Annotated in this window: 25 protein-coding genes; 14 read left to right on the plus strand and 11 right to left on the minus strand. The window is 66.7% G+C overall.

From position 1 onward, the window contains the following. Positions 1-359: 359 nt before the first annotated feature. Entirely contained in the window at positions 360-1,994 is a 1,635-nt protein-coding gene (locus tag Q5H94_RS18500) for a CTP synthase (protein WP_304562730.1), read from the minus strand. Positions 1,995-2,081: 87 nt separating this feature from the next. After that, a complete protein-coding gene (secG, locus tag Q5H94_RS18505; protein WP_304562731.1) occupies positions 2,082-2,489 on the minus strand; it encodes a preprotein translocase subunit SecG in 408 nt (135 codons plus the stop codon). A 240-nt stretch (positions 2,490-2,729) separates the two neighbouring features. Between secG and Q5H94_RS18510 the strand changes: the two genes are divergently transcribed. From Q5H94_RS18510 to eda, 8 genes are all read left to right on the plus strand, one after another. Beyond that, a complete protein-coding gene (locus Q5H94_RS18510) occupies positions 2,730-3,050 on the plus strand; it encodes a MarR family transcriptional regulator (RefSeq protein WP_304562732.1) in 321 nt (106 codons plus the stop codon). Positions 3,051-3,102: 52 nt separating this feature from the next. Continuing rightward, positions 3,103-3,363 carry an SH3 domain-containing protein gene (locus tag Q5H94_RS18515; RefSeq protein ID WP_304562733.1) on the plus strand — a complete coding sequence of 87 codons (261 nt, stop codon included), beginning with the start codon at positions 3,103-3,105 and terminating at the stop codon, positions 3,361-3,363. Then, complete coding sequence (gene argC, locus Q5H94_RS18520; protein ID WP_304562734.1) at positions 3,360-4,289, plus strand: N-acetyl-gamma-glutamyl-phosphate reductase; 930 nt, start codon at positions 3,360-3,362, stop codon at positions 4,287-4,289. Before Q5H94_RS18515 ends, argC begins: the two co-directional genes overlap by 4 nt. A 39-nt stretch (positions 4,290-4,328) precedes the next feature. Then, the gene (zwf, locus tag Q5H94_RS18525; protein WP_304562735.1) at positions 4,329-5,798 is read left to right on the plus strand and encodes a glucose-6-phosphate dehydrogenase; all 1,470 of its coding nucleotides are present in this window, start codon (positions 4,329-4,331) and stop codon (positions 5,796-5,798) included. Between the two features lie 179 nt (positions 5,799-5,977). Beyond that, the gene (gene pgl / locus Q5H94_RS18530; protein WP_304562736.1) at positions 5,978-6,688 is read left to right on the plus strand and encodes a 6-phosphogluconolactonase; all 711 of its coding nucleotides are present in this window, start codon (positions 5,978-5,980) and stop codon (positions 6,686-6,688) included. Between the two features lie 24 nt (positions 6,689-6,712). Continuing rightward, positions 6,713-8,527, plus strand: a complete 1,815-nt coding sequence (gene edd, locus Q5H94_RS18535) for a phosphogluconate dehydratase (RefSeq protein ID WP_304562737.1) — start codon at positions 6,713-6,715, stop codon at positions 8,525-8,527. Further along, complete coding sequence (locus tag Q5H94_RS18540; RefSeq protein ID WP_304562738.1) at positions 8,528-9,496, plus strand: glucokinase; 969 nt, start codon at positions 8,528-8,530, stop codon at positions 9,494-9,496. Further along, the gene (gene eda, locus Q5H94_RS18545) at positions 9,493-10,095 is read left to right on the plus strand and encodes a bifunctional 4-hydroxy-2-oxoglutarate aldolase/2-dehydro-3-deoxy-phosphogluconate aldolase (protein WP_304562739.1); all 603 of its coding nucleotides are present in this window, start codon (positions 9,493-9,495) and stop codon (positions 10,093-10,095) included. Before Q5H94_RS18540 ends, eda begins: the two co-directional genes overlap by 4 nt. A gap of 121 nt (positions 10,096-10,216) precedes the next feature. Here eda and mltG read toward each other — a convergent pair whose 3' ends face one another. The 6 genes from mltG to fabD all read right to left on the minus strand — a co-directional run bounded on the left by mltG (position 10,217) and on the right by fabD (position 15,176). Beyond that, the gene (gene mltG / locus Q5H94_RS18550) at positions 10,217-11,182 is read right to left on the minus strand and encodes an endolytic transglycosylase MltG (RefSeq protein ID WP_304562740.1); all 966 of its coding nucleotides are present in this window, start codon (positions 11,180-11,182) and stop codon (positions 10,217-10,219) included. A gap of 116 nt (positions 11,183-11,298) precedes the next feature. Continuing rightward, positions 11,299-12,558, minus strand: coding sequence for a beta-ketoacyl-ACP synthase II (fabF, locus tag Q5H94_RS18555; RefSeq protein WP_304562741.1), 1,260 nt, complete (start codon positions 12,556-12,558; stop codon positions 11,299-11,301). Between the two features lie 123 nt (positions 12,559-12,681). Next, positions 12,682-12,918, minus strand: coding sequence for an acyl carrier protein (locus Q5H94_RS18560; protein ID WP_304562742.1), 237 nt, complete (start codon positions 12,916-12,918; stop codon positions 12,682-12,684). A 109-nt stretch (positions 12,919-13,027) separates the two neighbouring features. Further along, complete coding sequence (gene fabG / locus Q5H94_RS18565; protein ID WP_304562743.1) at positions 13,028-13,765, minus strand: 3-oxoacyl-[acyl-carrier-protein] reductase; 738 nt, start codon at positions 13,763-13,765, stop codon at positions 13,028-13,030. 1 nt (position 13,766) lies between these two features. Next, entirely contained in the window at positions 13,767-14,198 is a 432-nt protein-coding gene (locus Q5H94_RS18570; protein WP_304562744.1) for a GxxExxY protein, read from the minus strand. A gap of 45 nt (positions 14,199-14,243) precedes the next feature. Continuing rightward, the gene (gene fabD / locus Q5H94_RS18575; protein WP_304562745.1) at positions 14,244-15,176 is read right to left on the minus strand and encodes an ACP S-malonyltransferase; all 933 of its coding nucleotides are present in this window, start codon (positions 15,174-15,176) and stop codon (positions 14,244-14,246) included. Positions 15,177-15,349: 173 nt separating this feature from the next. Between fabD and Q5H94_RS18580 the strand changes: the two genes are divergently transcribed. From Q5H94_RS18580 to Q5H94_RS18600, 5 genes are all read left to right on the plus strand, one after another. Then, a complete protein-coding gene (locus tag Q5H94_RS18580; protein ID WP_304562746.1) occupies positions 15,350-15,742 on the plus strand; it encodes an RcnB family protein in 393 nt (130 codons plus the stop codon). Positions 15,743-15,898: 156 nt separating this feature from the next. Further along, positions 15,899-16,324 (plus strand): 30S ribosomal protein S6, encoded by a 426-nt coding sequence (gene rpsF, locus Q5H94_RS18585; protein WP_304562747.1) that lies wholly within the window; start codon positions 15,899-15,901, stop codon positions 16,322-16,324. Positions 16,325-16,338: 14 nt separating this feature from the next. After that, the gene (rpsR, locus tag Q5H94_RS18590; protein WP_010543816.1) at positions 16,339-16,563 is read left to right on the plus strand and encodes a 30S ribosomal protein S18; all 225 of its coding nucleotides are present in this window, start codon (positions 16,339-16,341) and stop codon (positions 16,561-16,563) included. Between the two features lie 12 nt (positions 16,564-16,575). After that, complete coding sequence (gene rplI, locus Q5H94_RS18595; protein WP_304562748.1) at positions 16,576-17,178, plus strand: 50S ribosomal protein L9; 603 nt, start codon at positions 16,576-16,578, stop codon at positions 17,176-17,178. 364 nt (positions 17,179-17,542) lie between these two features. Next, the gene (locus Q5H94_RS18600; protein ID WP_304562749.1) at positions 17,543-19,060 is read left to right on the plus strand and encodes an ankyrin repeat domain-containing protein; all 1,518 of its coding nucleotides are present in this window, start codon (positions 17,543-17,545) and stop codon (positions 19,058-19,060) included. A gap of 541 nt (positions 19,061-19,601) precedes the next feature. Here the strand turns inward: Q5H94_RS18600 and alaS are convergent. Continuing rightward, the gene (gene alaS, locus Q5H94_RS18605; RefSeq protein ID WP_304562750.1) at positions 19,602-22,274 is read right to left on the minus strand and encodes an alanine--tRNA ligase; all 2,673 of its coding nucleotides are present in this window, start codon (positions 22,272-22,274) and stop codon (positions 19,602-19,604) included. A 95-nt stretch (positions 22,275-22,369) separates the two neighbouring features. Between alaS and Q5H94_RS18610 the strand changes: the two genes are divergently transcribed. Further along, a complete protein-coding gene (locus Q5H94_RS18610; protein ID WP_304562751.1) occupies positions 22,370-24,028 on the plus strand; it encodes a hypothetical protein in 1,659 nt (552 codons plus the stop codon). A 9-nt stretch (positions 24,029-24,037) separates the two neighbouring features. Here Q5H94_RS18610 and Q5H94_RS18615 read toward each other — a convergent pair whose 3' ends face one another. Together Q5H94_RS18615 and Q5H94_RS18620 are read right to left on the minus strand one after the other, a co-directional pair. Next, complete coding sequence (locus tag Q5H94_RS18615) at positions 24,038-24,964, minus strand: hypothetical protein (RefSeq protein WP_304562752.1); 927 nt, start codon at positions 24,962-24,964, stop codon at positions 24,038-24,040. A gap of 72 nt (positions 24,965-25,036) precedes the next feature. After that, on the minus strand, positions 25,037-25,342 hold the full coding sequence (locus tag Q5H94_RS18620) for a hypothetical protein (protein ID WP_304562753.1): 306 nt from the start codon (positions 25,340-25,342) through the stop codon (positions 25,037-25,039). Positions 25,343-25,532 lie beyond the last annotated feature (190 nt).

Here is a 25,532-nt window from a genome sequence, read left to right on the forward strand (position 1 = left end):
GCGGAAAGTCACACTAAAGTCACACTGATCGGGGGGAGCCGACCCGTCCGTGTTGGACGATTCGCGGGCGGAAGTTTACAAAGTTTACGCTACGTCCGTGCGTGTCGGGCCTTCTCCGCCGGGCCGGAAGACAGGCAGGACAATGGGCTTGCCGAAGGAGATGGCGAGGACTGCGGCCGACAGGTTCAAAGAGCGACCCGGACATTCGCAGATTCGCCGCGTGTAGGACAGCCGGAGACGACGGCAGGTGTGCGGGAAAGCGCCGCGGCAAAACCGCGTCGTCGGACGGCGCTTGTAGCGCCGCCGGCCGGGCGCGCTTTGACCGCGATTTAGCGTCGCTGAATCGTTCGGCAGCGCCCTTAAACCAATCGGCTCTGCTTCACCGCCGCTTCGATGAAGCTCTTGAACAGCGGGTGTGGATCGAACGGCTTCGACTTCAATTCCGGGTGGAACTGCACGCCGACGAACCACGGATGGTCGGGCCGCTCGACGATCTCGGGCAGCATGCCGTCGGGCGACATGCCGCTGAATACCAGCCCGCCCTTTTCCAGCACGTCGCGGTACGCGGTGTTCACCTCGTAGCGGTGGCGATGCCGCTCGGAGATCGCCTCGCCGCCGTAGATCGTCGAGACGACGCTGTTGCCATCGAGCTTGGCGTCATACGCCCCGAGCCGCATCGTGCCGCCGAGGTCGCCGCCGGCCTCGCGCTTCTCGATGCCGTCCGCGGTCATCCATTCGGTGATCATGCCGATCACCGGCTCGTCGGTCGGCCCGAACTCGGTCGAGCTCGCATCCGCAATCCCGGCGAGATCGCGCGCACCTTCGACGCAGGCCATCTGCATCCCGAAGCAGATGCCGAAATACGGCACCCGCCGCTCGCGCGCGAAGCGGACCGAGGCGATCTTGCCCTCCGCGCCGCGCTCCCCGAACGCGCCGGGGACGAGGATCGCGTGCATCGGCTCCAGCCGTGCCGCGATATCGCTGTCGGGCTGCTCGAACAGCTCGGCGTCGATCCACTGGATGTTGACCTTCACGCGGTTGGCGATGCCGCCGTGGACCAGCGCCTCGTTGAGCGACTTGTAGGCATCCGGCAGGCCGACGTACTTGCCGACCACGCCGATCGTGACCTCACCCTCCGGGTTGGCGAGCCGGTCCATGATGTCGGTCCAGCGCGACAGGTCCGGCGCGCGGCCCGGCAATATCCCGAAGGCGTTGAGGACGGCGTCGTCGAGGCCCTCCTCGTGATACTGCACCGGCACCGCGTAGATGCTCTTCGCGTCGAGCGCGGGGATGACCGCTTCCTTGGGCACGTTGCAGAACAAGGCGATCTTGGCGCGCTCGCTCGGCGGCAGCGGCTGCTCGCAGCGGCAGACCAGCACGTCGGGCTGCACGCCTAGCGCCGCCAGCTCGCGCACGGAATGCTGCGTCGGCTTGGTCTTCAGCTCGCCCGCCGCGGCGATGTACGGCACCAAGGTGACATGGATGCTGACCGAATTGCCACGGCCGAGATCGTTACGAATCTGCCGAATCGCCTCGATGAACGGCAGCGACTCGATATCGCCGACCGTCCCGCCGATCTCGCACAGCACGAAATCGAGATCGTCGGTCTCGGCCTGCGCGAATTCCTTGATCGCGTCGGTGACGTGCGGGATGACCTGCACCGTCGCGCCGAGATAGTCGCCGCGCCGCTCGCGCGTGATGATCTGCTGGTAGATGCGGCCCGAGGTGACGTTGTCGCTCTGGCGCGAGGAGACGCCGGTGAAGCGCTCGTAATGGCCGAGATCGAGATCGGTCTCCGCGCCGTCGTCGGTGACGTAGACCTCACCGTGCTGGTACGGCGACATCGTGCCCGGATCGACGTTCAGATACGGATCGAACTTGCGGATGCGCACGCGGTAGCCGCGCGCCTGCAGCAGAGCCGCGAGGCTCGCCGCCATGAGACCCTTGCCGAGCGAGGAGACCACGCCGCCGGTGATGAAGATAAACCGCGCCATGGGAAAAAAGGCCTAACGTCAAACGCCACCGCGCGACAAGCGCGCGAATCCGGCGAGTCGATAAAAATTGCGGAAGGTTGCGCCCGCTTACTTGGCGAGCGGCACCGCACCGTTGTCGGCCGGGGCGGCGGCATTGTCGCCCTTCAGCGCCTGCTGCGCCGCCGACGAGAACGGCGCCCCGCCATCTGCGGGAGCCTGCTGCGGCACGGGCTGCGCGGCCGGAGCGGATGACGCGCCACGCGCCAGCGACGTGTCGATCTTCGTGCTGTGGCCCTGCGCCGCCAGGAACGCGAGGCCGATCGACAGGCCGATGAACAACGCCGCCAGCACCGACGTCGACCGCGTCAGGAAATCCGCCGCGCCGCGCGCCGACATCAGCCCCGACGGGCTGCCGCCCATGCCGAGCCCGCCGCCTTCCGATTTCTGCATCAGGATCACCCCCACCAGCATGGCGGCGATGATCGCGTGGACGACGAGGAGGAACTGGAACAGCATGAAACGGGGCGACCTTAGCGAAACACGATTGAGCGCGGCACATAGGCGCGTGATGCCCGCCGATCAACCGCGCAGCACGCCCGGCCCCAGCCCCTGCGCCGAACATTTCGGCCCCGCACTGAAACCACACGCGCCCCGGAACGTTAGTCCCCCAATATTCCCGTCTTTCGGGAAACGTTCTTTTTCTTTGCGGAAGAGATGGCTGTGGCTTCAATATTCAACCGATCGCTCGACAACTGGATGACGGCTCTGGTCGATTACGTCCGCTCGGGCGAACCCGATCTCACCAACCGCCAGATGGCGCTGCTCCTGTTCGTATACCTCACGCCCGGGCCGCATACGGTGCGCGGCCTCGCCCGCGTTCTCAATGTTTCGAAGCCCGTCGTGACGCGCGCCTTGAACAGGCTCGGTTCCCTCGGCTATCTGCGCCGGCAACGCGACGATACCGACAAGCGGAACATCTTTGTCGCGCAGACTTCCGAAGGGGCGGTTTTTCTTGAAGAGTTCGGCCAGTTTATCGGCGATACAAAGCAACCTGCCGCCAGGCGGGCCTCCGCGTAGGAGCTTTGCGCTCTCGGGACATTCGGTCGCGATCGATCCGTTACATAATGCCGTGCGTCGCGATCTTGCCGACGTCCGTCTCGCCGATCGTGTCTTCGCGCCGCACTATGCAGCCCCCGTCCCCAGAACTTTGCGGATCGCGGAGGATCTGCGCCATGCGCGCGAGGCCGACTCGGCGATTCTAGCGACTCTGGCACCCGGCGACGTGTTCGAGGTGCTCGAATTCGCGGGCGATCATGCCTGGGGCGTAGCCCCCGGCTGCGGCTTGGTCGGCTATATTGCCGAAAGCGCGCTGACGAAGGCCACGTCATGAGCAACACTGTCTTTATCGACGGCGCGGTCGGCACCACCGGCCTCGAAATCCGCGACCGGCTCGCGGGTCGCAGCGACATCACGCTGATCACGCTCGACGAATCCCGCCGCAAGGACGCGCAGGCACGTGCCGAAGCGCTCAACAGCGCCGATTTCGTCATCCTCTGCCTGCCCGACGATGCCGCGCGCGAGGCGGTCGCGCTGATCGACAACAGCCACACGCGCGTCATCGACGCATCGACCGCGCACCGCACCGCGGATGGCTGGACCTACGGCTTCCCGGAACTCGACCCCGGCGCGAGCGAGGCGATCGCCGCCGCCGCGCGCGTCAGCAACCCCGGCTGCTACCCGACCGGCTTCCTGGCACTCGTCCGCCCGCTCGTGCGTGCCGGGCTCATCCCGATCGACTGGCCGCTCACCGTCAACGCGCTGTCGGGCTATTCCGGCGGCGGCAAGGCGATGATCGCCGAATATGAGGGCGGCACGCCCGCTCCCGCCGCGCGGGCCTACGCGCTCGGCCTCGCGCACAAGCATCTCGGCGAGATGCAGAAACACGCCCGGATCGAACACGTGCCGATCTTCATGCCCACGGTGGTGAACACCTATCGCGGTATGCTGGTCGAGGTGCCGCTGCCGCTTTACGCCTTCCCGCGCCGCCCCACGCTCGCCGCGTGCGAGGCCGCGCTGCGCGATGCGTACCGTGATTCGAAGATCGTCCGCATCGCCGACGGCGATGTCGCCACCGTCCATATCGAGGATGATGCCGGCACCGATCGCCTGACGCTGCGCGTCTGCGGCAATGCCGAGAGCGGGCAGGCGCGGCTGATCGCCACGTTGGACAATCTCGGCAAGGGCGCGGCGGGCGCGGCCGTCCAGAACCTCAATATCATGGCGGGGCTGGACCCGGCGGCCGGTCTCACGCTTTAAGGCACCGGCGCCCGCCCGGACGCGCGAAGGAGATTTTCAATGCCAGGCACGCGCAGTCCCGTCGCGAAACTCCTCCTCTTCGGCGCGACCGGCGATCTGGCGCAGCGTATGCTGCTGCCTTCGCTCTACGGCCTGCACGCCGACGGCCTGCTGCCCGATGCGCTGACCATCACCGGCACCGCGCGTTCCGAGCATAGCGACGCGAGTTATCGCAAGTTCGCGAAGGCGGCGCTCGACGAGTTCCTGCCGGAAGATCGCAAGGACGAGGAAAAGACCAAGACATTCCTCGCGCGCGTTCAGTATCAGAGCCTGGATGCGACCGACCAGGCGCATTACAAGCAGCTGTCGGAAAAGGTCGGCGACGTTTCGGGCGGTCTCGCCATCTTCCTGTCGACGGCACCCTCGCTGTTCGAGCCCGTCATCAAGGGCCTCGCATCGGCCGGTCTCGCCGGCGATACGGTGCGGATCGGCCTAGAAAAGCCGCTCGGCTACGATCTCGCCTCCAGCCGCGAGATCAACGACACCGTCGCGACCGCCTTCACCGAGGACCGCACGTTCCGCATCGACCATTATCTCGGCAAGGAGACGGTGCAGAACATCCTCGCGCTGCGCTTCGGCAATTCGTTCTTCGAGCCGGTGTGGAACGCGCGCGGCATCGACAACGTGCAGATCACCATCTCCGAAACGGTCGGGCTGGAGGATCGCGCCGGCTATTACGAGACGGCAGGCGCGCTGCGCGACATGGTCGCCAATCACATGCTCCAGTTGCTCGCGCTGATCGCGATGGAGCCGCCCGCGCGCTTCGACGGCAATGCGATCCGCGACGAGAAGTCCAAGGTATTCCGCTCGCTGCGCCCGATCGCCCCCGCCGACGCCTCCCGCGACACCGTTACCGGCCAGTACGGCGCGGGCGCGGTCGGCGGGCAGATCGTCAAGAGCTACACCGACGAGCTCGGCAAGCCTTCCACCACCGAGACGTTCGTCGCGATCAAGGCGCATGTCGATAACTGGCGCTGGCAGGGCGTGCCCTTCTACCTGCGCACCGGCAAGCGCATGGCGGTGCGCCGCAGCGAGATCGCGATCCAGTTCAAGCCCGTGCCGCATTCGATGTTCTCGAACCGCGGCGGACTGCTCCAGCCCAACGTGCTGGTGATCCGCCTGCAGCCCGAGGAATATATCCAGATCCTCGTCATGGCGAAGGAGCCGGGGCTCGACCGCGACGGCGTGCGCCTGCGCGAGCTTCCGCTGAACCTCAGCCTCGACGCGGCCTTCGCCGGCCGCCCGCGCCGCATCGCCTACGAACGCCTGCTGCTCGATCTGATCGAAGGTGACCAGACCTTGTTCGTGCGCCGCGACGAGGTGGAGGCACAGTGGAGCTGGATCGACGCGATCCGCGAAGGCTGGACCGCCAACGACATGAAGCCGAAGACCTACGCCTCGGGCAGTTGGGGCCCCAGCGCCGCAATCGCCCTGACCGAGCGCGACGGCGTGACGTGGCAGGATGATTAGGGGCTGAATTTGCCCTCTCCCGCCTTCGCGGGAGAGGCTACGGAGACTCGGGCCGCCTTCTTCAGGCGGGCCTAGTCGCAGTCGGTGAGGGTCTTCTTTCTTCTGTCCGCGCATAGAAGAAGAAAACCCTCCCCTGCCCCTCCCGCGAAAGCGGGAGGGGGTAAGAAGGAAGAGAGAACATGGACGACGAAACGGTCGAATGGTGGGAATATGACGACGCGGCCGAGATGGCGGCGGCGGTCGCGGGCGATATCGGCTTCATCATCGAAAGCGCGATCGACGCGCGCGGCGGTGCCGTCATCGCGCTCGCCGGCGGCAAGACGCCGTTGCCGATCTACGAGAAGCTCGCCGCCGCCAAGATCGACTGGAAGCGCGTCACGATCATCCCCGGCGACGAGCGTATCGTCCCGCTCGGCGATCCGCTGTCGAACGTGACCGCGCTCGCCAAGGCGTTCCTGCCCAAGGGCGCGCGCGTGATGCCGATCGTGCCGACCGCGACGCCCGACTACAAGGCAGCCGGCCGCTCCGCCGACGCGCTGATGCAGGATCTGCACTGGCCGCTCGACCTCTGCCTGCTCGGCGTCGGTGCGGACGGCCACACCGCCTCGATCTTCCCCGGTCCCGATTTCGACGAGGCGCTGAACGGTCCCAAGGAACGCCGCGCGCTCGGCGTGATGCCGGAGCCGATGCCGAAGGACGCGCCGGTGCCGCGCGTCACGCTCAGCCTCGCCGCCATCACCACCGCGCGCGCGCTGATGATCGCGGTGACCGGCAAGGACAAGCGCAAGGTGATCGAGGACGCGATCAAGCAGGGCCCGTCGTCGAAATATCCGATCGGCCGCGTGCTGGCGGAGGCCGAGCTTCCGGCGGATATTCACTGGGCACCGTAACGCCCCGGCGATAGAAGGCCGGGCATGACCCTCCATCCCACGATCGCCGCTGTCACCGACCGGATCGTCACCCGGTCGAAGCCGACGCGCGACGCCTATCTCGCGCTCATCGAGCGCGAGCGGGCGCAGCATATCGAGCGCCCGTCGCTCGGCTGCGCCAACCTCGCGCACGGCTATGCGGGGACCGAGGAGGACCGCGACGTCATGCGCGGCGGCAAGGCGATGAACATCGGCATCGTCACCGCCTATAACGACATGCTCTCCGCCCACGCCGTCTACTATCGCTACCCGGAGCTGATGAAGGTGTGGGCGCGCGAGGCGGGGGCGACCGCGCAGGTCGCGGGCGGCGTGCCGGCGATGTGCGACGGCGTGACGCAGGGCTATGCCGGCATGGAGCTGTCGCTGTTCAGTCGCGACACGATCGCGCTCTCGACCGCGATCGCGCTCAGCCACGGCATGTTCGAAGGGGCGGCGCTGCTCGGCATCTGCGACAAGATCGTGCCCGGCCTGTTGATGGGCGCGCTGCGCTTCGGCCATCTGCCGATGATCCTCATTCCCGGCGGGCCGATGCCGTCGGGCATCCCCAACAAGCAGAAGGCGGCGGTGCGCGAGGCCTTTGCGGAAGGCAAGGTCGGCCGCCCCGAACTGCTCGACGCCGAGGTCGCGGCCTATCATTCGAAAGGCACCTGCACCTTCTACGGCACGGCGAATTCGAACCAGATGATGATGGAGGTGATGGGCCTTCACATCCCCGGCGCGGCCTTCGTCAATCCGGGCACGAAGCTGCGGCAGGAACTCACGCGCGCCGCCACGCACCGGCTCGCCGCGATCGGATGGCATGGCAACGATTACCGGCCGATCGGGCATTGCGTCGACGAGAAGGCGATCGTCAACGCCGCCATCGGCCTGCTCGCGACCGGCGGATCGACCAATCACCTGCTGCACCTGCCGGCCATCGCGGCGGCGGCGGGGATCGTCATCGACTGGGAAGATTTCGACCGGCTCTCGGGCGTGATCCCGCTCATCGCGCGCGTCTATCCCAACGGTTCGGCCGATGTGAACGGCTTCGAGGATGCAGGCGGCATGGCCTTCGTGATCCGCGAACTGCTCGACGCCGGGCTGCTCCACCGCGACCTGCTGACGGTCGGCGGCGGCGACCTCACCGATTACGGCATGAAGCCGACGCTCGACGGCGATGCGCTCGCCTGGGTCGATCCCGGCCCAAGCGGCGATGACACGATCCTGCGCCCGCCTGCCGAGGCGTTCGCGCCCGAGGGCGGCTTCCGCATCCTTGCGGGCAACCTCGGCCGCGCCTGCATCAAGGTTTCCGCCGTGGACCGCGACCGCTGGACGATCGAGGCCCCGGCGCGGGTGTTCCAGGATCAGTCCGAAGTGCTCGCCGCCTTCAAGGCCGGCGAGCTCGACCGCGACGTCGTCGTCGTCGTCCGCTTCCAGGGCCCGCGCGCCAACGGCATGCCCGAGCTGCACAAGCTGACACCGCCGCTCGGCGTCCTCCAGAACAAGGGCTTCCGCGTCGCGCTCGTCACCGACGGCCGCATGTCGGGCGCGAGCGGCAAGGTGCCTGCCGCGATCCACATCTCGCCGGAAGCGCTCGGCGGCGGCCCGCTCGCCTTCCTGCGCGATGGCGACGTGGTGCGGCTGTCGGCGGAAACCGGCGAGCTGGTCGCGCTGGTCGATCCGGTAGAGTGGGACGCCCGCCTTCCCGCCGAGGCCCCGCCCGCCGCCACCGGCATGGGCCGCGAGCTGTTCGGCATGTTCCGCAGCCTATCGTCCGAGGCGGAAAAAGGCGCGTCGGCGGTGCTGGCGGGGATGCAGTAGGTGCAGGTCGTCGCGGTCGATATCGGCGGCACCCACGCCCGCTTCGCCATCGCCGAGGTGGAGGGCGGGCGCGTCGTCACGCTCGGCGATCCGGTCACGTACAAGACGGCGGAATATGCTTCGTTCCAGACGGCTTGGCAGGCGTTCGCGGCGACGCTCGGCCGGGCGATGCCACGCGCTACCGGCATTGCCGTCGCGTCGCCGGTCGACAGCGATCTCATCAAGCTCACCAACAATCCGTGGATCATCCGCCGTCCGCTCATCAAGGAACGGCTGGAGGTCGACGACTTCGTCCTCGTCAATGACTTCGGCGCGGTCGGCCATGCCGTTGCGCAGGTGCCGGACGATATGTTCGTGCATATCACCGGCCCCGACGTGCCGCTGCCCGATCGTGGCATCATCACCATCGTCGGCCCCGGCACCGGCCTCGGCGTGGCGCAGGTGCTACGGGAAAGACGCGGCTATCACGTACTGGAGACCGAAGGCGGCCACCCCGATTTCCCGCCGCTCGACAGTTTCGAGGACGCGCTGCTCAAGCGCCTGCGCACGGCGCATGGCCGGGTGTCCAGCGAGCGGGTCGTCTCCGGCCCCGGCATCGTCGCGATCTACGAAACGCTGGCGGAGATCGAGGGGCGGCCGATCCAGCGCCTCGACGACAAGACCATCTGGTCGCTCGCGCTGGATGGTACGGACAGTCTCGCGCTGGCGGCGCTCGACCGCTTCTGCCTCAGCCTCGGCGCCACCGCCGGGGACCGGGCGATCGTGCAGGGCGGCAAGGCCGTCGTCATCGCCGGCGGGCTCGGCCTGCGCATCAAGGATCACATCGTCCGCTCGGGCTTCGCCGAACGCTTCGCCGCCAAGGGCCGCTTCCGCACGATGATGGAAGCGATCCCGGTCAAGCTCATCACCCATCCCCAACCCGGCCTCTTCGGTGCCGCCGCCGCCTTCGCGCAGGAGCATAATTCATGACCGACATCCGCGACATCATGCTCACCGCGCCCGTCATCCCCGTGCTGGTAATCGACGACGTCGCCACCGCCCGCCCGCTCGCGGAGGCGCTGGTGGCGGGCGGCCTGCGCGTGCTGGAGGTGACGTTGCGCACGCCCGCCGCGCTCGAGGCGATGCGCGAGATGAAGCAGGTGCCCGGCGCGATCGTCGGCGCGGGCACGGTCGTCAACACCGGCCAGTTCGAACAGGCAATGGACGCGGGCGCGGAGTTCATCGTTTCGCCGGGCCTGACCGAACGGCTCGCGCGCCCGATCATCGAGAGCGGCGTGCCGTACCTTCCCGGCACCGCCAATGCCGGCGACATCATGCTCGGCCTCGACCTCGGGCTCACGCACTTCAAGTTCTTCCCGGCGATGGCGGCGGGCGGGCTGCCCGCGCTGAAGGCGCTCGCCGCGCCCTTCTACCAGTGCAGCTTCTGCCCGACCGGCGGCATCTCGGAAACGACCGCGCCCGAGTGGCTGGCGTTCAAGCCGGTGCTGTGCGTCGGCGGAAGCTGGGTGACGGGCGGCACGATGGCAGATGTGGAGGCCAAGGCACGCGCGGCGGTGGGGTTGAAATAACCTTCTTCGTCACCCCGGCCTTGAGCCGGGGCCCATGGTGCAGCAAGCGCATCGCTCAAGCATCTTGCCGCTCGCTTGCGGATGGATGGGCCCCGGCTCAAGGCCGGGGTGACGGGGGTGCCTAAATCCCGTGGACCCGCCGGTACTCGCGCCACTTCGCGACATTGGCGTTATGCTGGTCGAGCGTATCGGCGAACACATGGCCGCCTGACCCGTCCGCCACGAAATACAGTGCGTTCGACGCTTCCGGGTTCAGCACCGCGTCGATGCTCGCCCGGCCCGGATTGCAGATCGGCCCCGCCGGCAGCCCCGTCATCGCATAGGTGTTGTAGGCGTTCACCGCATGCACCTCCGACAGCAGGATGCGCCGCCCGAGCGGCCGCCCCTTGGTGATCGGATAGATGATCGTGGGATCGGCCTGCAGCATCATGCCGCGCTTCAGCCGGTTCGAATAGACCGCCGCGACCAGCCGCCGTTCGCTCGGCTTGCCGGTTTCCTTCTCGACGATCGAGGCGAGGATCAGCGCCTCGCGCGGCGTCTTGACGACGATGCCGGGCGCGCGCTTTGTCCAGGCAGCGGCGAGGTAGCGCGTCATGGCGTCCTGCATGCGCTTCACCATGCTCGCGCGCGTGTCGCCGCGTTCGTAGCTGTAGCTGTCGGGCAGCACCGTGCCCTCGACCGGCGTCGGGGCGTCGCCCGTCAGTTCGGTCGCCTTCGCGAGTGCATCATGCACCAGCACCGAGGGCCAGCCCTCCGGCACCGTCACGAAGCGTTGCAGCGTGCGCCCGCCCTGCAGCAGCTTGAGGATATCGGCCTGGCTGAGATGCGCGGGGATGCGATATTCGCCCGCCTTGATCGGCGTGCCCTCGCCCAGCACCTTGGCAAGGATGCGGAAGCGGCTCGCCGAGGCGATCGCGCCCTGCTTCTCGAGCTGTTCGGACGCGGTGGAGAGGCTGCTGCCCGCCGCTACCGTCAGCGTGATGTTGCGCGGCAACGGCCCGCGCCCGCTCCAGACATGCAGCACGCCGAAAAAGCCGATCACCGCCGTCAGGACGATCAGCAGCGTGAGGCAGCCCAGCTTGCGCATCACTGATCCCCAGCGAAGGCTGGGGTCCAGCTACGAAGGTCGCGGTAACGGAGCGCAGCGCGCATTCTCTTCCGTCTCCCAACTGGACCCCGGCCTGCGCCGGGGAACAGCATTTCCTAGACCGCCTTCATCACGAGGCTCGCGTTGGTGCCGCCGAAGCCGAACGAATTGTTCAGCACGGCGCGGATCTTCCGCTCCTTGGCCTTGTGCGGGACGAGGTCGACGCCGACGCAATTCTCGCTCGGATTGTCGAGGTTGAGCGTCGGCGGCGCGATCTGGTCGCGCAGCGCGAGGATGCAGAAGATGCTCTCGACCGCGCCCGCGCCGCCGAGCAGATGCCCGATCGCCGACTTGGTCGAGCTCATCGACAGCGTGTCGATGTTGCTGCCGAACAGCCGCCGCACCGCATTCAGCTCGAGCTCGTCGCCGAGCGGCGTCGAGGTGCCGTGCGCGTTGATGTAATCGATGTCGGAAAGCGCGAGGCCGGACTTGCGGACCGCCATTTCCATCGACCGGAACGCGCCCGACCCTTCCGGGTGCGGTGCCGTCACGTGATAGGCATCGCCCGACAGGCCGTAGCCGATCACCTCGGCATAGATCTTCGCGCCGCGCTTCTTGGCGCGCTCATATTCCTCCAGCACGACGACGCCCGCGCCCTCGCCCATCACGAAGCCGTCGCGGTCCTTGTCATACGGGCGGCTGCCGCGCTCCGGCGCCTCGCGGAAACCCGTCGACAGCGCGCGCGCCTGCGCGAAACCGGCGATGCCGATCGGGCAGATCGCGCCTTCCGCGCCGCCCGCCAGCATCACGTCGGCATCGTCCATCGCGATCATCCGCGCGGCGTCGCCGATCGAATGCGCGCCGGTCGAACAGGCGGTGACGACGGCGTGATTCGGCCCCATCAGCCCGTATTTGATCGAAACCTGGCCCGAGATCAGGTTGATGAGGCGGCCATGCACGAAGTGCGGCGAGACGCGCTTCGGCCCCTTCTCCGCCAGCACCAGCGATTCGCTCTCGATGCCCGGCAGGCCGCCGATGCCCGCGCCGATCGAACAACCGGCGCGGTAACGCTCCTCCTCGGTCATGTCGGTGAGGCCGGCATCCTCGATCGCCTGTCCGGCGGCATCGATGCCGTAGATGATGAAGGGATCGACCTGCCGCTGCACCTTGTGATCGACGCGCTTGCCGGGGTCGAAGCCCCACGCATGATCGGCGGGCTTCACCTCGCAGGCGTAATTCATCTGGAAATCTGTCGCGTCGAAGCGCGTGATCGTGCCAGCGCCCGACCGGGCCGCTTTGATGTTGCTCCAGGCGGTCTCCACATCCGCGCCCACCGGCGTGACGAGACCCAATCCGGTTACGACAACACGGCGCATGGCCATCTCCGTTCTTTTCTCTCTGACTTCAAAACGAAACGGCTCCCCGTCCCTGTGCGAAACCCTGGGACGGGGAGCCGATCCTTGATCAATCTTGGGCGCAGCCGGGCCGCGCCCGGGCGATCAGCCCTTGTGCTCGTCGATGAAGGTGATCGCGTCCTTGACGGTCGTGATCTTCTCGGCGGCGTCGTCGGGAATCTCGACCTCGAACTCTTCCTCGAACGCCATCACCAGCTCGACGATGTCGAGGCTGTCCGCGCCCAGATCATCGATGAAGCTCGCATCCTCGGTGACCTTCTCAGCTTCGACGCCGAGATGCTCGACAACGATCTTCTTCACGCGGTCTGCGGTCTCGCTCATGCTTAGTGTCCCTCTATGGCTGGGGGGTTCGTGTTTCCCGAACGCACGTAGAACGCGGTGCGGGCCCTTGCAAGGGGGCGTTAAGGTCGAGCCGTTCTAGATCGTCGCCCTAGATCATCGCCATGCCGCCGTTGACGTGCAGCGTCTGGCCGGTGACGTAGCCCGCCTCGCGGCTGGCGAGGTAGGCGACGGCCGCGCCGATATCGCCGCCCTCGCCCATCGCCCCCATCGGGATCCTGGCGTTGAGCGCGTCCTTCTGCGCATCGGGCAGCACCTCCGTCATCGCCGAGCGGATGAAGCCGGGCGCGACGCAATTGACGGTGATGTTCCGGCTCGCCAGTTCCTGCCCCAGCGCCTTCGACATGCCGACGATGCCCGCCTTGGATGCGGCATAGTTCGCCTGCCCCGGATTGCCCGTCGTGCCGACCACGGAGGTGATCGAGATGATCCGGCCGAAGCGCGCCTTCATCATCGGCTTGGCCGCCGCGCGCATCAGCCGGAACGCGGCCTCCAGGTTGACGCGGATCACCTGATCCCACTCGTCGTCCTTCATGCGCAGGATGAGGTTGTCGCGCGTGACGCCGGCATTGTTGACGAGGATGTCGATCTTCCCCAGCGCCGCCACCGCCGCCGGCACCAGCGCATCGACCGACGCCGCATCGGAAAGGTCGCACGGCAAGGCGACGTGATCGCCGCCGAGCGTATCGCGGTACGCCTCCAGCTTGGCGACGTTCGATCCCGAAACCGCGAGTCGCGCCCCCTGCCCCGCCAGCGCCTCGGCAATCGCCGAACCGATCCCACCCGAAGCGCCGGTCACGAGCGCGGTCATGCCTGTCAGGTCGAACATCTTATTCTCCGATTTTTTGATTTCGCGCAGAGGGCGCAGAGGACGCTGAGGGAACGTAGTTGTTGACGAGACGGCGGACACCTTCCTTGAGCGTTTCGCCGCCGAAATTGATCAGCAGCCCTACGGGCTGTCCAGTGAGACGCAAATAGGTCAGCACCTGCTTGGCATGAATCGGCGCGAGGCGCTCGATCGACTTGATTTCCACGATCAACCGATGATCGACGAACAAGTCGGCACGGAATGCGGCGTCGAACCGCGTGCCCTCAAAATCGATCTCGATTGGATGTTGGCGTGCGACAGGATATCCAATCTCGGCCAGCTTGCTGGCCAAGACAGTCTCATAGACGCTTTCGAGAAGTCCCGGCCCAAGTGCTCGATGCACACGGATCGCGAGATCGATCACGTCTCCAGAAACCTGATCGATGTCTCTCAAAAACTTCCTCCGCGTCCTCTGCGTCCTCTGCGCGAACCGATCTTCCTAAAGCCCCTTCGCCAGCGCTTCGATGTCGTCCATCGTCACCACGCTCGTCGCTTCGACATCGGCGGTGCGTTTCACCATGCCGCTCAGCACCTTCGCGCCGAACTCGACGAACTGCGCCACACCCGTATCCGCCATCGCCAGCACCGATTCGCGCCAGCGCACCATGCCCGTCACCTGCTCGACCAGCAGGCGTCGGATGGTGTCGGCGTCGCCGACCGGCGATGCGGTGACGTTGGCGAACACCGGCACCAGCGGCGCATCGATCCGCGCCTCGCCCAGCGCCTTTTCCATCGCGTCGGCGGCGGGCTGCATCAGCGGGCAGTGGAAGGGTGCGGAGACCGGCAGCAGCATCGCGCGCTTGGCCCCCATCTCCTTCGCCAGCTCGATCGCGCGGTCGATCGCGCCCTTGTGGCCCGAGATCACGACCTGCGACGGATCATTGTCATTGGCGACGGTGCAGACCTCGCCCTGCGCCGCCGCCTCGGCAATCGCCCGCGCCTTTTCCAGATCCGCGCCCAGCAAGGCCGCCATCGCGCCCTCGCCGACCGGCACCGCCGCCTGCATCGCGAGGCCGCGGTGCTTCAGCAGCAGCGCCGTCGTCGGCAGATCGAGCGCGCCCGCCGCACACAAAGCCGTATATTCGCCCAGCGAATGGCCCGCGACATAATCGGCCTTGTCGGCCAGCCGCACGCCGCCTTCCTTCTCCAGCACGCGCAACGTCGCGATGGCGTTCGCCATGATCGCGGCCTGCGAATTTTCGGTCAGCATCAGCTCGTCGGCGGGGCCTTCGGTCATCAGCCGGAAGAGATGCTGGCCCAGCGCCTCGTCGACCTCCTGGAACACCTCACGCGCGACGACGCTCGCGTTGGCCAGCGCCTTGCCCATGCCGACCGCCTGGCTGCCCTGCCCGGGGAAAATGAATGCGCGCATTATGGAAACCCTCTCCAAATCAGGCGTCGCGGACTAGAAACATGAACGAAGCAACGCAAGCCGGGACACTTTGCGACCAAATACCGTTCCTGCTGGCACGGCCCTGCGACAAACCCTTCCTAAATTGCTCTCGACGCCGGGAGACAGGCGCCGTTGTAAACAGGAGTTACCCCATGAAGAAGTTCATCCTCGCAGCGCTGGCGACCTCGATCCTCGCCGGCCCCATCGCCGCCGTTCCCGCCAGCGCGCAGGACCACCGCGATCGCCGCGACGTCCGCCACAGCACCGTCGTGCGCGAACGGCCCAACGGCAACGTCGTGGTCAACCGCCGCACCGTCGTGCGCAACGATCACCGCAATGATTTCCGCCGCTGGAACAAGGGCCAGCGCTTCGATCGCCGCTATGCGCAGAACTACCGCGAGATCAACGACTGGCGCGCGTATCGCGGCCGCCACCTCTATGCCCCGCCGCGCGGCTATCACTGGGTGCGTTCGGGCAATGACGCGGTCCTCGTCGCCGTCACCGGCGGCCTGATCGCCTCGGTCCTGGCGGGTGCCTTCAACTGATAGAAGAAACTTGCTTTCGGCTTGAAATCCACTATTGAGCCGGACCTCCGGGGCGGGAAGCATCTGCTTTTCCCGCCCCGGTTGCATTACGACGATAGCCGGAGGGGCGACCGCATTGGGCGGCGTCAGCGATCGGCCAAGACGAAGGACAAAGACATGGCTCTTTACGAGCACGTGTTCCTTGCGCGCCAGGATCTGGCACAGGCGCAGGTGGACGCACTGGCTGAACAAGCCACCAAGATCATCACCGACAACAAGGGCAAGGTCGTCAAGACCGAGAGCTGGGGCCTGCGCAGCCTCGCCTACAAGATCGCGAAGAACCGCAAGGCGCATTACGTGATGCTCGAAATCGACGCCCCCGGCGACGTCGTCGCCGAGCTCGAGCGCCAGACGCAGATCAACGAAGACGTCATCCGCTACATGACCGTCAAGGTCGACGAGCTGGAAGCCGGCCCGACCGTGATGATGCGCAAGAGCGATCGTGATCGCGAGCGTCGCGGCGACCGCGAAGGCGGCCGTGGCGACCGCCCCGATCGTGGCGACCGCGAGGATCGTCCCCGCCGCAACTTCGACGGCGAATAAGGGAGATATAGACAATGGCACGCCCGTTTTTCCGCCGCCGCAAGAGCTGCCCCTTCTCCGCGAAGGACGCGCCCCGGATCGATTACAAGGACGTCCGTCTGCTGCAGGGCTTCGTGTCCGAGCGTGGCAAGATCGTCCCGTCGCGCATCACCTCGGTGAGCGCGAAGAAGCAGCGCGAGCTCGCCCAGGCGATCAAGCGCGCCCGTCATCTGGGCCTGCTGCCCTACATCGTTAAGTAAGGAGCGACAGACATGGACGTTATCCTGCTGGAACGTGTCGAGAAGCTCGGCAACATCGGCGACGTGGTGAAGGTGAAGGACGGGTTCGCCCGCAACTTCCTGCTGCCGAACAAGAAGGCGCTTCGCTCCAACGAAGCCAACCGCAAGGTGTTCGAAAAGAACCGCGAGCGCATCGTCGCCGAGAACGCGCAGAAGCGCGCTGTCGCCGAGACGGACGCCAAGACCATCGACGGCACCCAGGTCACGCTGATCCGTCAGGCGTCGAACACCGGCCAGCTCTACGGCTCGGTCGCGGTCCGCGATCTGATCGACGCGCTGGAGACCGAGGGCCACAAGGTGCCGAAGGCGGCGATCGTGCTCAACAAGCCGATCAAGGCGATCGGCGTGTACGAGGTTAAGGCCGCGCTGCACCCCGAAGTGTCGGTGACGATCAAGGTCAACGTCGCCCGCTCGCCCGAAGAGGCCGAGATGCAGGCGAACGGCGTCAACGTCATGGAAGCCATGTTCGAGAAGGACGAGGCCGGCTTCGTCGAAGCCTATGACCCGAACGCCGAACCCGGCGCGACGGCCGAGGTTGCGGCAGACGCGCCCGCCGAGGAGCAGGCCGAGGGCTGAGCCCTTCGGTTCGTGACGGAACACGAGAGGCCGCCCGGAGCGATCCGGGCGGCCTTTTCGTGCGTGGCGCAGGCGCGCAAGCTGCGCGCCGGTGCGCGGGAGCGCAGCGCCACGCACGGCCGGCGGCAATGCGAATAACGGCTATCGACCCATAGCGGGCGTTCGGCGTGGGCTCACTGACAACCGCCATCGCCCTACGAGCGGCTATTCGAGCCGGGATCTAGACGGCGGACTATCCGAGTTGAAGACTTCAATGATCCGCAAAATCTGATCGCATTACACTCAGCCGCGGCCGGACGCCTTCACGATTTAACAATCGACCTTCACACTATAACCTACACGCCGTGACGCGGAGGCGAGACGAATGCTCATGCGGATTGTCCTACTGGCAGGTCTGGGTGGAGGTTTGCTCGCGATTCCGGCATCGAGCCATCAACTCTCTCCCGTCCAAAGAGCGAGCGACATGCAAAATTTCGTAGAGCAATCATCCCAGTCGTCTGACCCTAAGGCTGACGCCGCGAAGGCGATCGACGCGGGTGATTTTCGGCTCATCGTCGCAGGGCAATATTCGACGGGGCCGATTGGCGTCACGTGTTTTACGCCAGACGGTCGCCCTAATGGGGCGCTCGCTAGCTTTCTCCATGGCGATTATATTACCCCAGATGTTTCAGCTAAGCGCCAGTACATCCGCGACTACAATATCGCGATAGTTGAAAGCGCTTCTTACCCGGACAGGGACATATGTCGCGTCGCATCCAAGGGTGATCCGAAATGGAACAGGGGGATTCCACTCGTCGCGCAGGCGGCGCGCCCGGCCACGACGCCCCCTCTCTCGCTTCACGAAGCAGCGCGTCGGGGCAACGCCAGTGATGTCAGCCGTTTTCTCGCGTCACTGCCAGCCGGGGCGATCGATGCTGTAGACGGCACAGGGATGACGCCGCTGGCGTGGGCAGTTGCGCGCGACAATTCGCCTGCCATCGTCGAGCTTCTGCGCCACGGCGCACAACCGTGGGCCGGTGAGACGCCACAGACACGAAGTGCAGTATTCTGGGCGGCGGCAACGGGGAGAGCAGAGCTGTTTAAGCAGTTCGCCGATGGACAGCGCCCAAATTGGTTTACGAAATGGCCACAGCCCTATCTCGCCGCAGCGGTCGATTCCGGCAACGGCACGATTGTTCAGTCAATAGTGCGCGAGGGCTATCAGCCAATCACGGTCTCGGCCTTCTTCCGTCGCGGGCTGCCACGCCCGAGCGCGGTCGAACCACTCTTACGAGAAAAGATTCCGGGCTTCGCAGATGAAGTATTGTTTCGGTCGGTATCCGCCTCGGGCGAAGACCAGATCCCAAACAGTCTTGTGAAACTGGCGCTTCAGCATGGTGCAAACCCGAATGCAAAACGACAGTATGGCGAAACCCCACTCGGTCTGGCTTCGCGAGGTTACTACAATGGCTCCCTCGAAGCTGTTGAGCTGCTGTTGAAGTATGGCGCAGAGGTAAACCTGCCGTCTGCGGATGTTCCGATCAACCCTAAACGACCGATCTGGGTTGCCGTCGGCACGATCGGAATCGGGGGAAGTCCCGATGATGAAATTCGTACCCGGTCTCTGGAAATTGTGAAGCGGCTCGTTGCCGCGGGTGCAGATCTACGACTTCCTAATAAGGACGGGAGGCCGCCAATCTGGTTTCTTCTCACACCGATGAGAGGGGCAGAGAAGCAAATCGACGCTTCTCCCAACCTGATCAACCTGCTCCCCACGCTCGTAAAATTAGGCTTGGACCCTAACGCCGCTTGGCATGGCCAGACAATCCTTTCGCTGGTTGTCAGACAGTTCGGCGCTGACGCGCCGCTCGCCGTCAAACTGAGGGCCTTAGGGGCTCGATAGTTGGCAATGTCCACGTGAGAGTATCGTATTGGGCCAGCGGAAGAAAAATGCTGCCACCGTCCGCTTCCCACCCCATCCCGGACATTCCCGCTGTCCTACACGCTGTCGATCCGCATATGATCGACGCGCTCTTTGAACCGTCAGTCGCAGCCCCGCCTGTTCTCGCCGTAAAATCCGATGCCTCACGGACCGCGACACCCCGGATCAGTGTGACCTTAGTGTGACTTTCCGCGGCCCTACGGGGCCGATCGCGTGCCAAACAAAAAAAGCCGCCCCTCACCGGGGCGGCCCTCTCAACTCACGCTCTCGCGCTATTCAGTGGATCGTCGACACGCATGCACTGACGACGAAGGCCAGCGGGATCAGGGCGAGGAACACGGGTACGATCTTGGTCACGGGCGTTTGTTCCGATTCGGTCAAATCTCTTATCGGTCCCAATGAACGGTGCGACGAAAGGTTTCAACACGACGAGTTGAATTTTTTTCGCGACGAACCGGGAACGATTGTTGCCTAGCGGAAAACTTTGTTCAGAAAGCGGCCGTCAAGCCGCCGCCGCTGATTCTTTCGCCAACAGCTCGCGCACCGCCGCCACCGCGTCGGCCGCCTTGCCGCCGTCCGGGCCGCCGCCCTGCGCCATGTCGGGCCGCCCGCCGCCGCCCTGCCCGCCCAGCACCGCGACCGCGGCGCGCAGCAGATCGACCGCATTTTGCGAGCCCGCCAGATCGGCGCTGATGCCGACCGCGACCGAGGCGCGGCCGTCGTTTACCGCGACGATCATCGCGATGCCCGATCCGATCCGCCCCTTCACGTCATCGACCGCGCCGCGCAGGCTCTTGGGGTCGAGCCCGTCGATCACCTGACCGACGAAATTCACCCCACCGATCTGCTCGGGGCCCGCCGGCGCCGCCCCCGCGCCGCCGCCCAGCGCGAGCGCCTTCTTCGCCTCGGCCAGTTCGCGCTCCAGCTTGCGCCGCTCCTCGACCAGCGCCAGCACGCGGCCCGGCACCTCGTCGGGCGAGGCCTTCAGCGCCGCCGCCGCTTCCTTCAGCTTCTCGTCGCGCGCGGAGAGGTACGCGCGCGCCGCCTCGCCGGTCAGCGCCTCGATGCGCCGCACGCCGCTCGACACCGCGCTTTCGGAGACGATCTCGAACAAGGCGATATCGCCGAGCGCGTTGACGTGCGTGCCGCCGCACAGTTCCACGGAATAGCGCGCATCCCCATCTTCGTGGCTGCCCTGTCCCATCGACAGCACGCGCACCTCGTCGCCGTATTTCTCGCCGAACAGCGCCATCGCGCCCGCCGCGATCGCGTCGTCGGGCGTCATCAGCCGCGTCGTCACGCTGTCGTTGGCGCGAATGTGGCGGTTCACGTCGACCTCGACATCGGCAATCTCGGCCGGGCTCAGCGCGCTGTTGTGCGAGAAATCGAAGCGCAGCCGGTCCTCGGCGACGAGGCTCCCCTTCTGCGTCACATGCCCGCCCAGCCGCCGCCGCAGCGCCGCGTGCAGCAGATGCGTCGCGCTGTGATTGGCGCGGATGCGGTCGCGCCGCCCGGTATCGATCGCGAGCTTCACGGTGTCGCCGACCGCGATTGCCCCGCTGTCGATCCGCGAACGATGCGCGAACAGGCGACCGAGCGGCTTGGCCGTATCCTCGACCGTGATCGCCACGCCATCGCCGGTGATCGTCCCCGCGTCGCCCATCTGGCCGCCGCTCTCGCCGTAGAAGGGCGTCTGGTTGACGAGCACGTCGACCGTCTCGCCCGCCTCGGCGCGCTCGACCCGCACGCCGTCCTTGACGATCGCGATCACCTGCGCCTCGCCGACGTCGGACGAATAGCCGATGAACTCTGTCCCGCCGAACTCCTCGGCGAGATCGAACCACAGGTCGTCCGACGCGCGCTGGCCGCTGCCCTTCCAGGCGGCGCGAGCGGCGCGCTTCTGCTCCGCCATCGCCGTGTCGAAGCCCGCGCGGTCCACCTCCAGCCCCTGCGCGCGCAGCGCATCCTCGGTCAGATCATACGGAAAGCCGTAGGTGTCGTAGAGCTTGAACGCCGTCTCGCCCGACAGCGTGTCGCCCTTCGCCATGCCCGCCGTCGCCTCGTCGAGCAGCCGCAGCCCGTTGACGAGCGTCCGCCGGAACTGCGTCTCCTCCTGCAGCAAGGTCGCCTCGATCAGCGGCTGCGCGCGCAGCAATTCGGGATAGGCCGCACCCATCTCCGCCACCAGCGCGGGCACCAGCCGGTGCATCAGCGGATCCTTCGCGCCGAGCAGATGCGCATGCCGCATCGCCCGCCGCATGATCCGCCGCAGCACGTATCCGCGCCCTTCGTTGGCCGGCAGCACCCCGTCCGCGACGAGGAAGCCCGACGAGCGCAGGTGATCGGCGATCACGCGGTGGCTCGCCCGCGCCTCGCCCTCGGGCGGCGTCGGCACGAGTGCGGCGGAGGCGGCGATCAGCGCCTTGAAGGTGTCGGTATCGTAATTGTCCGTCACGCCCTGCAGCACGGCGGCGACGCGCTCGATCCCCATGCCGGTATCGATCGACGGCCGCGGCAGGTCGAGCCGCGTCTCATTGTCGACCTGCTCATACTGCATGAACACCAGGTTCCAGATCTCGACGAAGCGGTCGCCATCCTCCTCCGGGCTGCCGGGAGGGCCACCCCAGATATGGTCGCCGTGATCGTAAAAGATCTCGCTGCACGGCCCGCACGGACCCGTATCGCCCATCGACCAGAAATTGTCGTTGGTGGCGATGCGGATGATGCGCTCCTCGGGCAACCCCGCGATCCGTTTCCACAGGTCGAACGCCTCGTCGTCGGTATGATAGACGGTGACGGTCAGCTTCTCCGCCGGAATGCCCCATTCCTTGGTCAGCAGATTCCAGGCGAGCGTGATCGCACGCTCCTTGAAATAATCGCCGAACGAGAAATTGCCGAGCATTTCGAAGAACGTATGATGCCGCGCCGTATAGCCGACATTGTCGAGATCGTTATGCTTGCCGCCCGCCCGCACGCATTTCTGCGAGGATGCGGCGGTCACATACGGCCGCGTCTCGAGGCCCGTGAAGACGTTCTTGAACGGCACCATGCCCGCATTGACGAACATCAGCGTCGGGTCGTTCTGCGGCACCAGCGGGGCGGACTGGATGCGGGCATGCCCCTCACGCTCGAAATAGTCGAGGAAGCTGCGGCGAATGTCGTTGGTCGAGATCATGCAGCCGACTTAGGCGAGGTGCTGGCGCTTCTCAAGCGTGGCGCTGGCGCGGCGGGCCGTGTAGCATCCACGCCTGTCGATCCGGGGGACTTGTCATGCGTACCTTGCTGCTCGCGCCGCTCATGCTGCTGCTCGCGCCCGCCGCTGCGCCCGCGCTCGACCAGACCGAGGCGGCACCTTCGCTCCACAAGATCTGCGGCGGCGATCTCGTCGCGCCCTCGACCACGGTGCTGCCCGGCTACGGCACCGGCAGCCTCGCGATCGCGACGAACACGCCCGCCGCGCAGGCGTTCTTCGACAACGGCCTGCAACTCAGCCACGCCTTCGCACACAAGGCCGGCACCGCCGCCTTCCAGGCGGCGCGCCGGCTCGACCCCGCCTGCGCGATGTGCGCCTGGGGCGAGGCGTGGTCGCTCGGCCCGACGATCAACTATCCGGTGGGCGCGGACGAACAGGCGAAAGCCTCGAAGATCGTCGCGGAGGCTGCAAAGCTCGCCGCGAGCGGGCCCGAGAAGGAACGCCAACTCATCGCCGCGCTCGCGCTGCGCTACACCAGGGGCGGCGGCAGCGGCCCCGGCGATCTCGCCTTCGCCAAGGCGATGGACGACATCGCCCGCGCCTATCCCGACGACAGCGAGATCGCGACGCTCGCCGCCGACGCCTGGATGATCCCGACGCCGCAGAAGGGACCGAAGCAGGCGCGGCAGGACCGCCTCCACCGCGCGGTCGCGCTGCTCGAAGGCGTCCTGAAGCGCGACCCCGATTTCACCCCCGCCATCCATTTCTACATCCACGCCACCGAGATGAGCGGCTTCCCGGGGCGCGCCGAATTGTACGCGAACAAGCTCGCCACGCTGGCCCCCGCCGCGAGCCACCTCGTCCACATGCCCTCGCACACCTACTATTGGCTCGGCCGCTATCAGGATGCCGCCGACGCCAATGTTCGCGCTGCCGCGATCGACGCCGCCGACGCGAAGGCGGCGAAATTGCCCGAGCCCGACGGTATCTACCAGCTCACCTATCACGCCCACAACGTGCAGTTCGGCATTGGCGGCGCGCTCATCTCCGGTGACGCCAAGAGCGCGCTGGCACTCTCCGCACCGATCATCGCCGCCGTCGCGCACATGCCCAAGGGCCCCGGCTATTACGATATGGCGGCGGGCACCGGCTATTTCGCGCAAGGTCGCTTCGCCGATCCCGACACGGTGCTGGCGCTGCCCGACGTACCCGCGGACCGCCCGTTCCTGCGCGCCTATCGCCATTATGCGCGCGGCGAGGCGCTGGCCCGCAAGGGCGATGCGGTCGGCGTCCGGGCAGAGGCCGATGCGATCCCCACGCGGATCGCGATCGACGCCAAGAAGGACGACAGCGCCCCGCAGGCGCTCGGTCTCACCCGCATCGCCCGGTTCGTGCTGATGGGCCGCGCCGCGATGCTCGAAAAACGCCCGGACCGCGCCGCGAAATTCTACGCCGCCGCCGCCAGGATCGAGGAATCGCCGCTGTTCGCCGATTGGACCGATCCGCCGAGCTGGTGGTATCCCGTCCGCCGCAGCCTCGCCGCCGCATTGCTCGCGCAGGGCAAGCCGAAGGATGCGCTGGCGCAGGCCGATGCGGCGCTGAAACGCCGCCCGCGCGATCCGGTGACGCTGGCGCTCAAGACCGAGATCGAGGCAACCCTCGCGGGCAAGCCGGCCTCCGCGACCATCCTCGCCTACGGCCGCAAGCGCCGCACGATCACGCCCGCGATGATCTGAGCGGCCGCGTCAGGCGCGGCGAACCGTCGCCAGCGTCCAGTCCGCGCTGCCTTCGAAATGCAGCAGTCCGGCAAGCGCGCGCGACGGGTGCGTGTCCGCGCCCAGCGTCCGCCGCGCCGCCGCGAACAGATGCCGCGCGCGCGCTAGTCCGTCTGCCGTCGGGGCGTCGAACGCGACCCGGCCGGGTCGCCGCAGGCTGCGCGCCGCCGCGATCTGCCTCCGCTTGGCGTGTGCAATCCGCCGCGACGCATCGCCGCGCGCGACTGCCACAGCACGCCCGCCTACCTGGAAACCCGTTCCCACCGCCGCCTGCGGCGACACCACGAAGCGCGCCTTCCCGATCTTCACCGGCGCCCGCACCGCCACCACGCCCTTCGCCGCCGCCGACTTGCGAAAACGCACGCGGGGATATTGCCGGAAGGCGACGGCGGGTTTCGCGATCTTTTCCTTGCGCGTCGCCACGTCGCCCCCGCTCGCGCATCGATCGCCGCACAGGCCGTCCACCGCGGCCCGCGCCGCCGCCAGCTTGCGCGCCGCCTCCGCCCGGTGCAGGCGGCTGGCGAGCTCGCCGATCGACGCGCCGCTGCCGGGCTGCGCCCGCGCCGCCTCCAGCCGCTGCTTCAACACCGCGATGCGCGCGTCATGCTCCGCCAGCACGTCGTCGGCGAGCCGCCCGGCGACGCCCGCCGCCGGCCCCGGCATGACCGTCGTGGCAATCACATTCGCGACGATATCGCCGAGCAACGGCCGCGCGCGCGCGCTCTGCGGAACATCGATGATCACATAGGGTCGGGAAACCGGGGGCGTTTGCGGATGCGCGATGTCCTGCGCGACCAGCACGGGTTCAACCGGAGGAGCCGGCGTTACGGTCGCGGGATCGCCGCCGCCGGTCAGCGCGGACGCGAGATATACCGCACCTGATGCAACGCCCCCCATCCCAAAATGATACAGGTCGGGGAATCGCGGTCAATGACGATCGCACGGCAAAGCCGCGGAAATCCGCGATCGTTACGCCAGTCGATAGGGCGTGGGATCGCCCAGTTCCGCGATCAACTGCCCCCGCGCCTCGCTCTGGCACTGCGCGAAGGCGGCGGACACATCGGCCAGCGGCATCGTCAATCGCTCGGCGAGACTGACGAGGATCGCGGCGTCCTGCTCCCGCACGACGTCGCGGACCAGCCCATCCTCCTCGATCGCCAGCGCCGCCGCCAACAGCCGCATCGTCCGCACGCGCTGGCGGAACTGGAAGTCGGCGAGCCGCGCCGTCTCGAATTCCTGCTTCTTGAGCAAGGCACCGCGCAGATCGAACACCATCAGCGGTCCACCTGTGATTGGAGACTATACGAAACTCCGGTCACCGCGCGCTCGATGACGGTGTGGAAAGGCAATTCGGTCTGGTCTGCGCCCATGTCTCAAGACTATCGCCCGGTGGCGTCGGATGAAAGCCGCTGTCCTACACCGCGCCGGTATGCGACAGTCTGGGCCGTTCTTTCTCATCGTCGGC

Origin of the sequence: Sphingomonas immobilis, from assembly GCF_030580995.1 — a bacterium.
Taxonomy (GTDB): Bacteria; Pseudomonadota; Alphaproteobacteria; order Sphingomonadales; family Sphingomonadaceae; genus Sphingomonas; species Sphingomonas immobilis.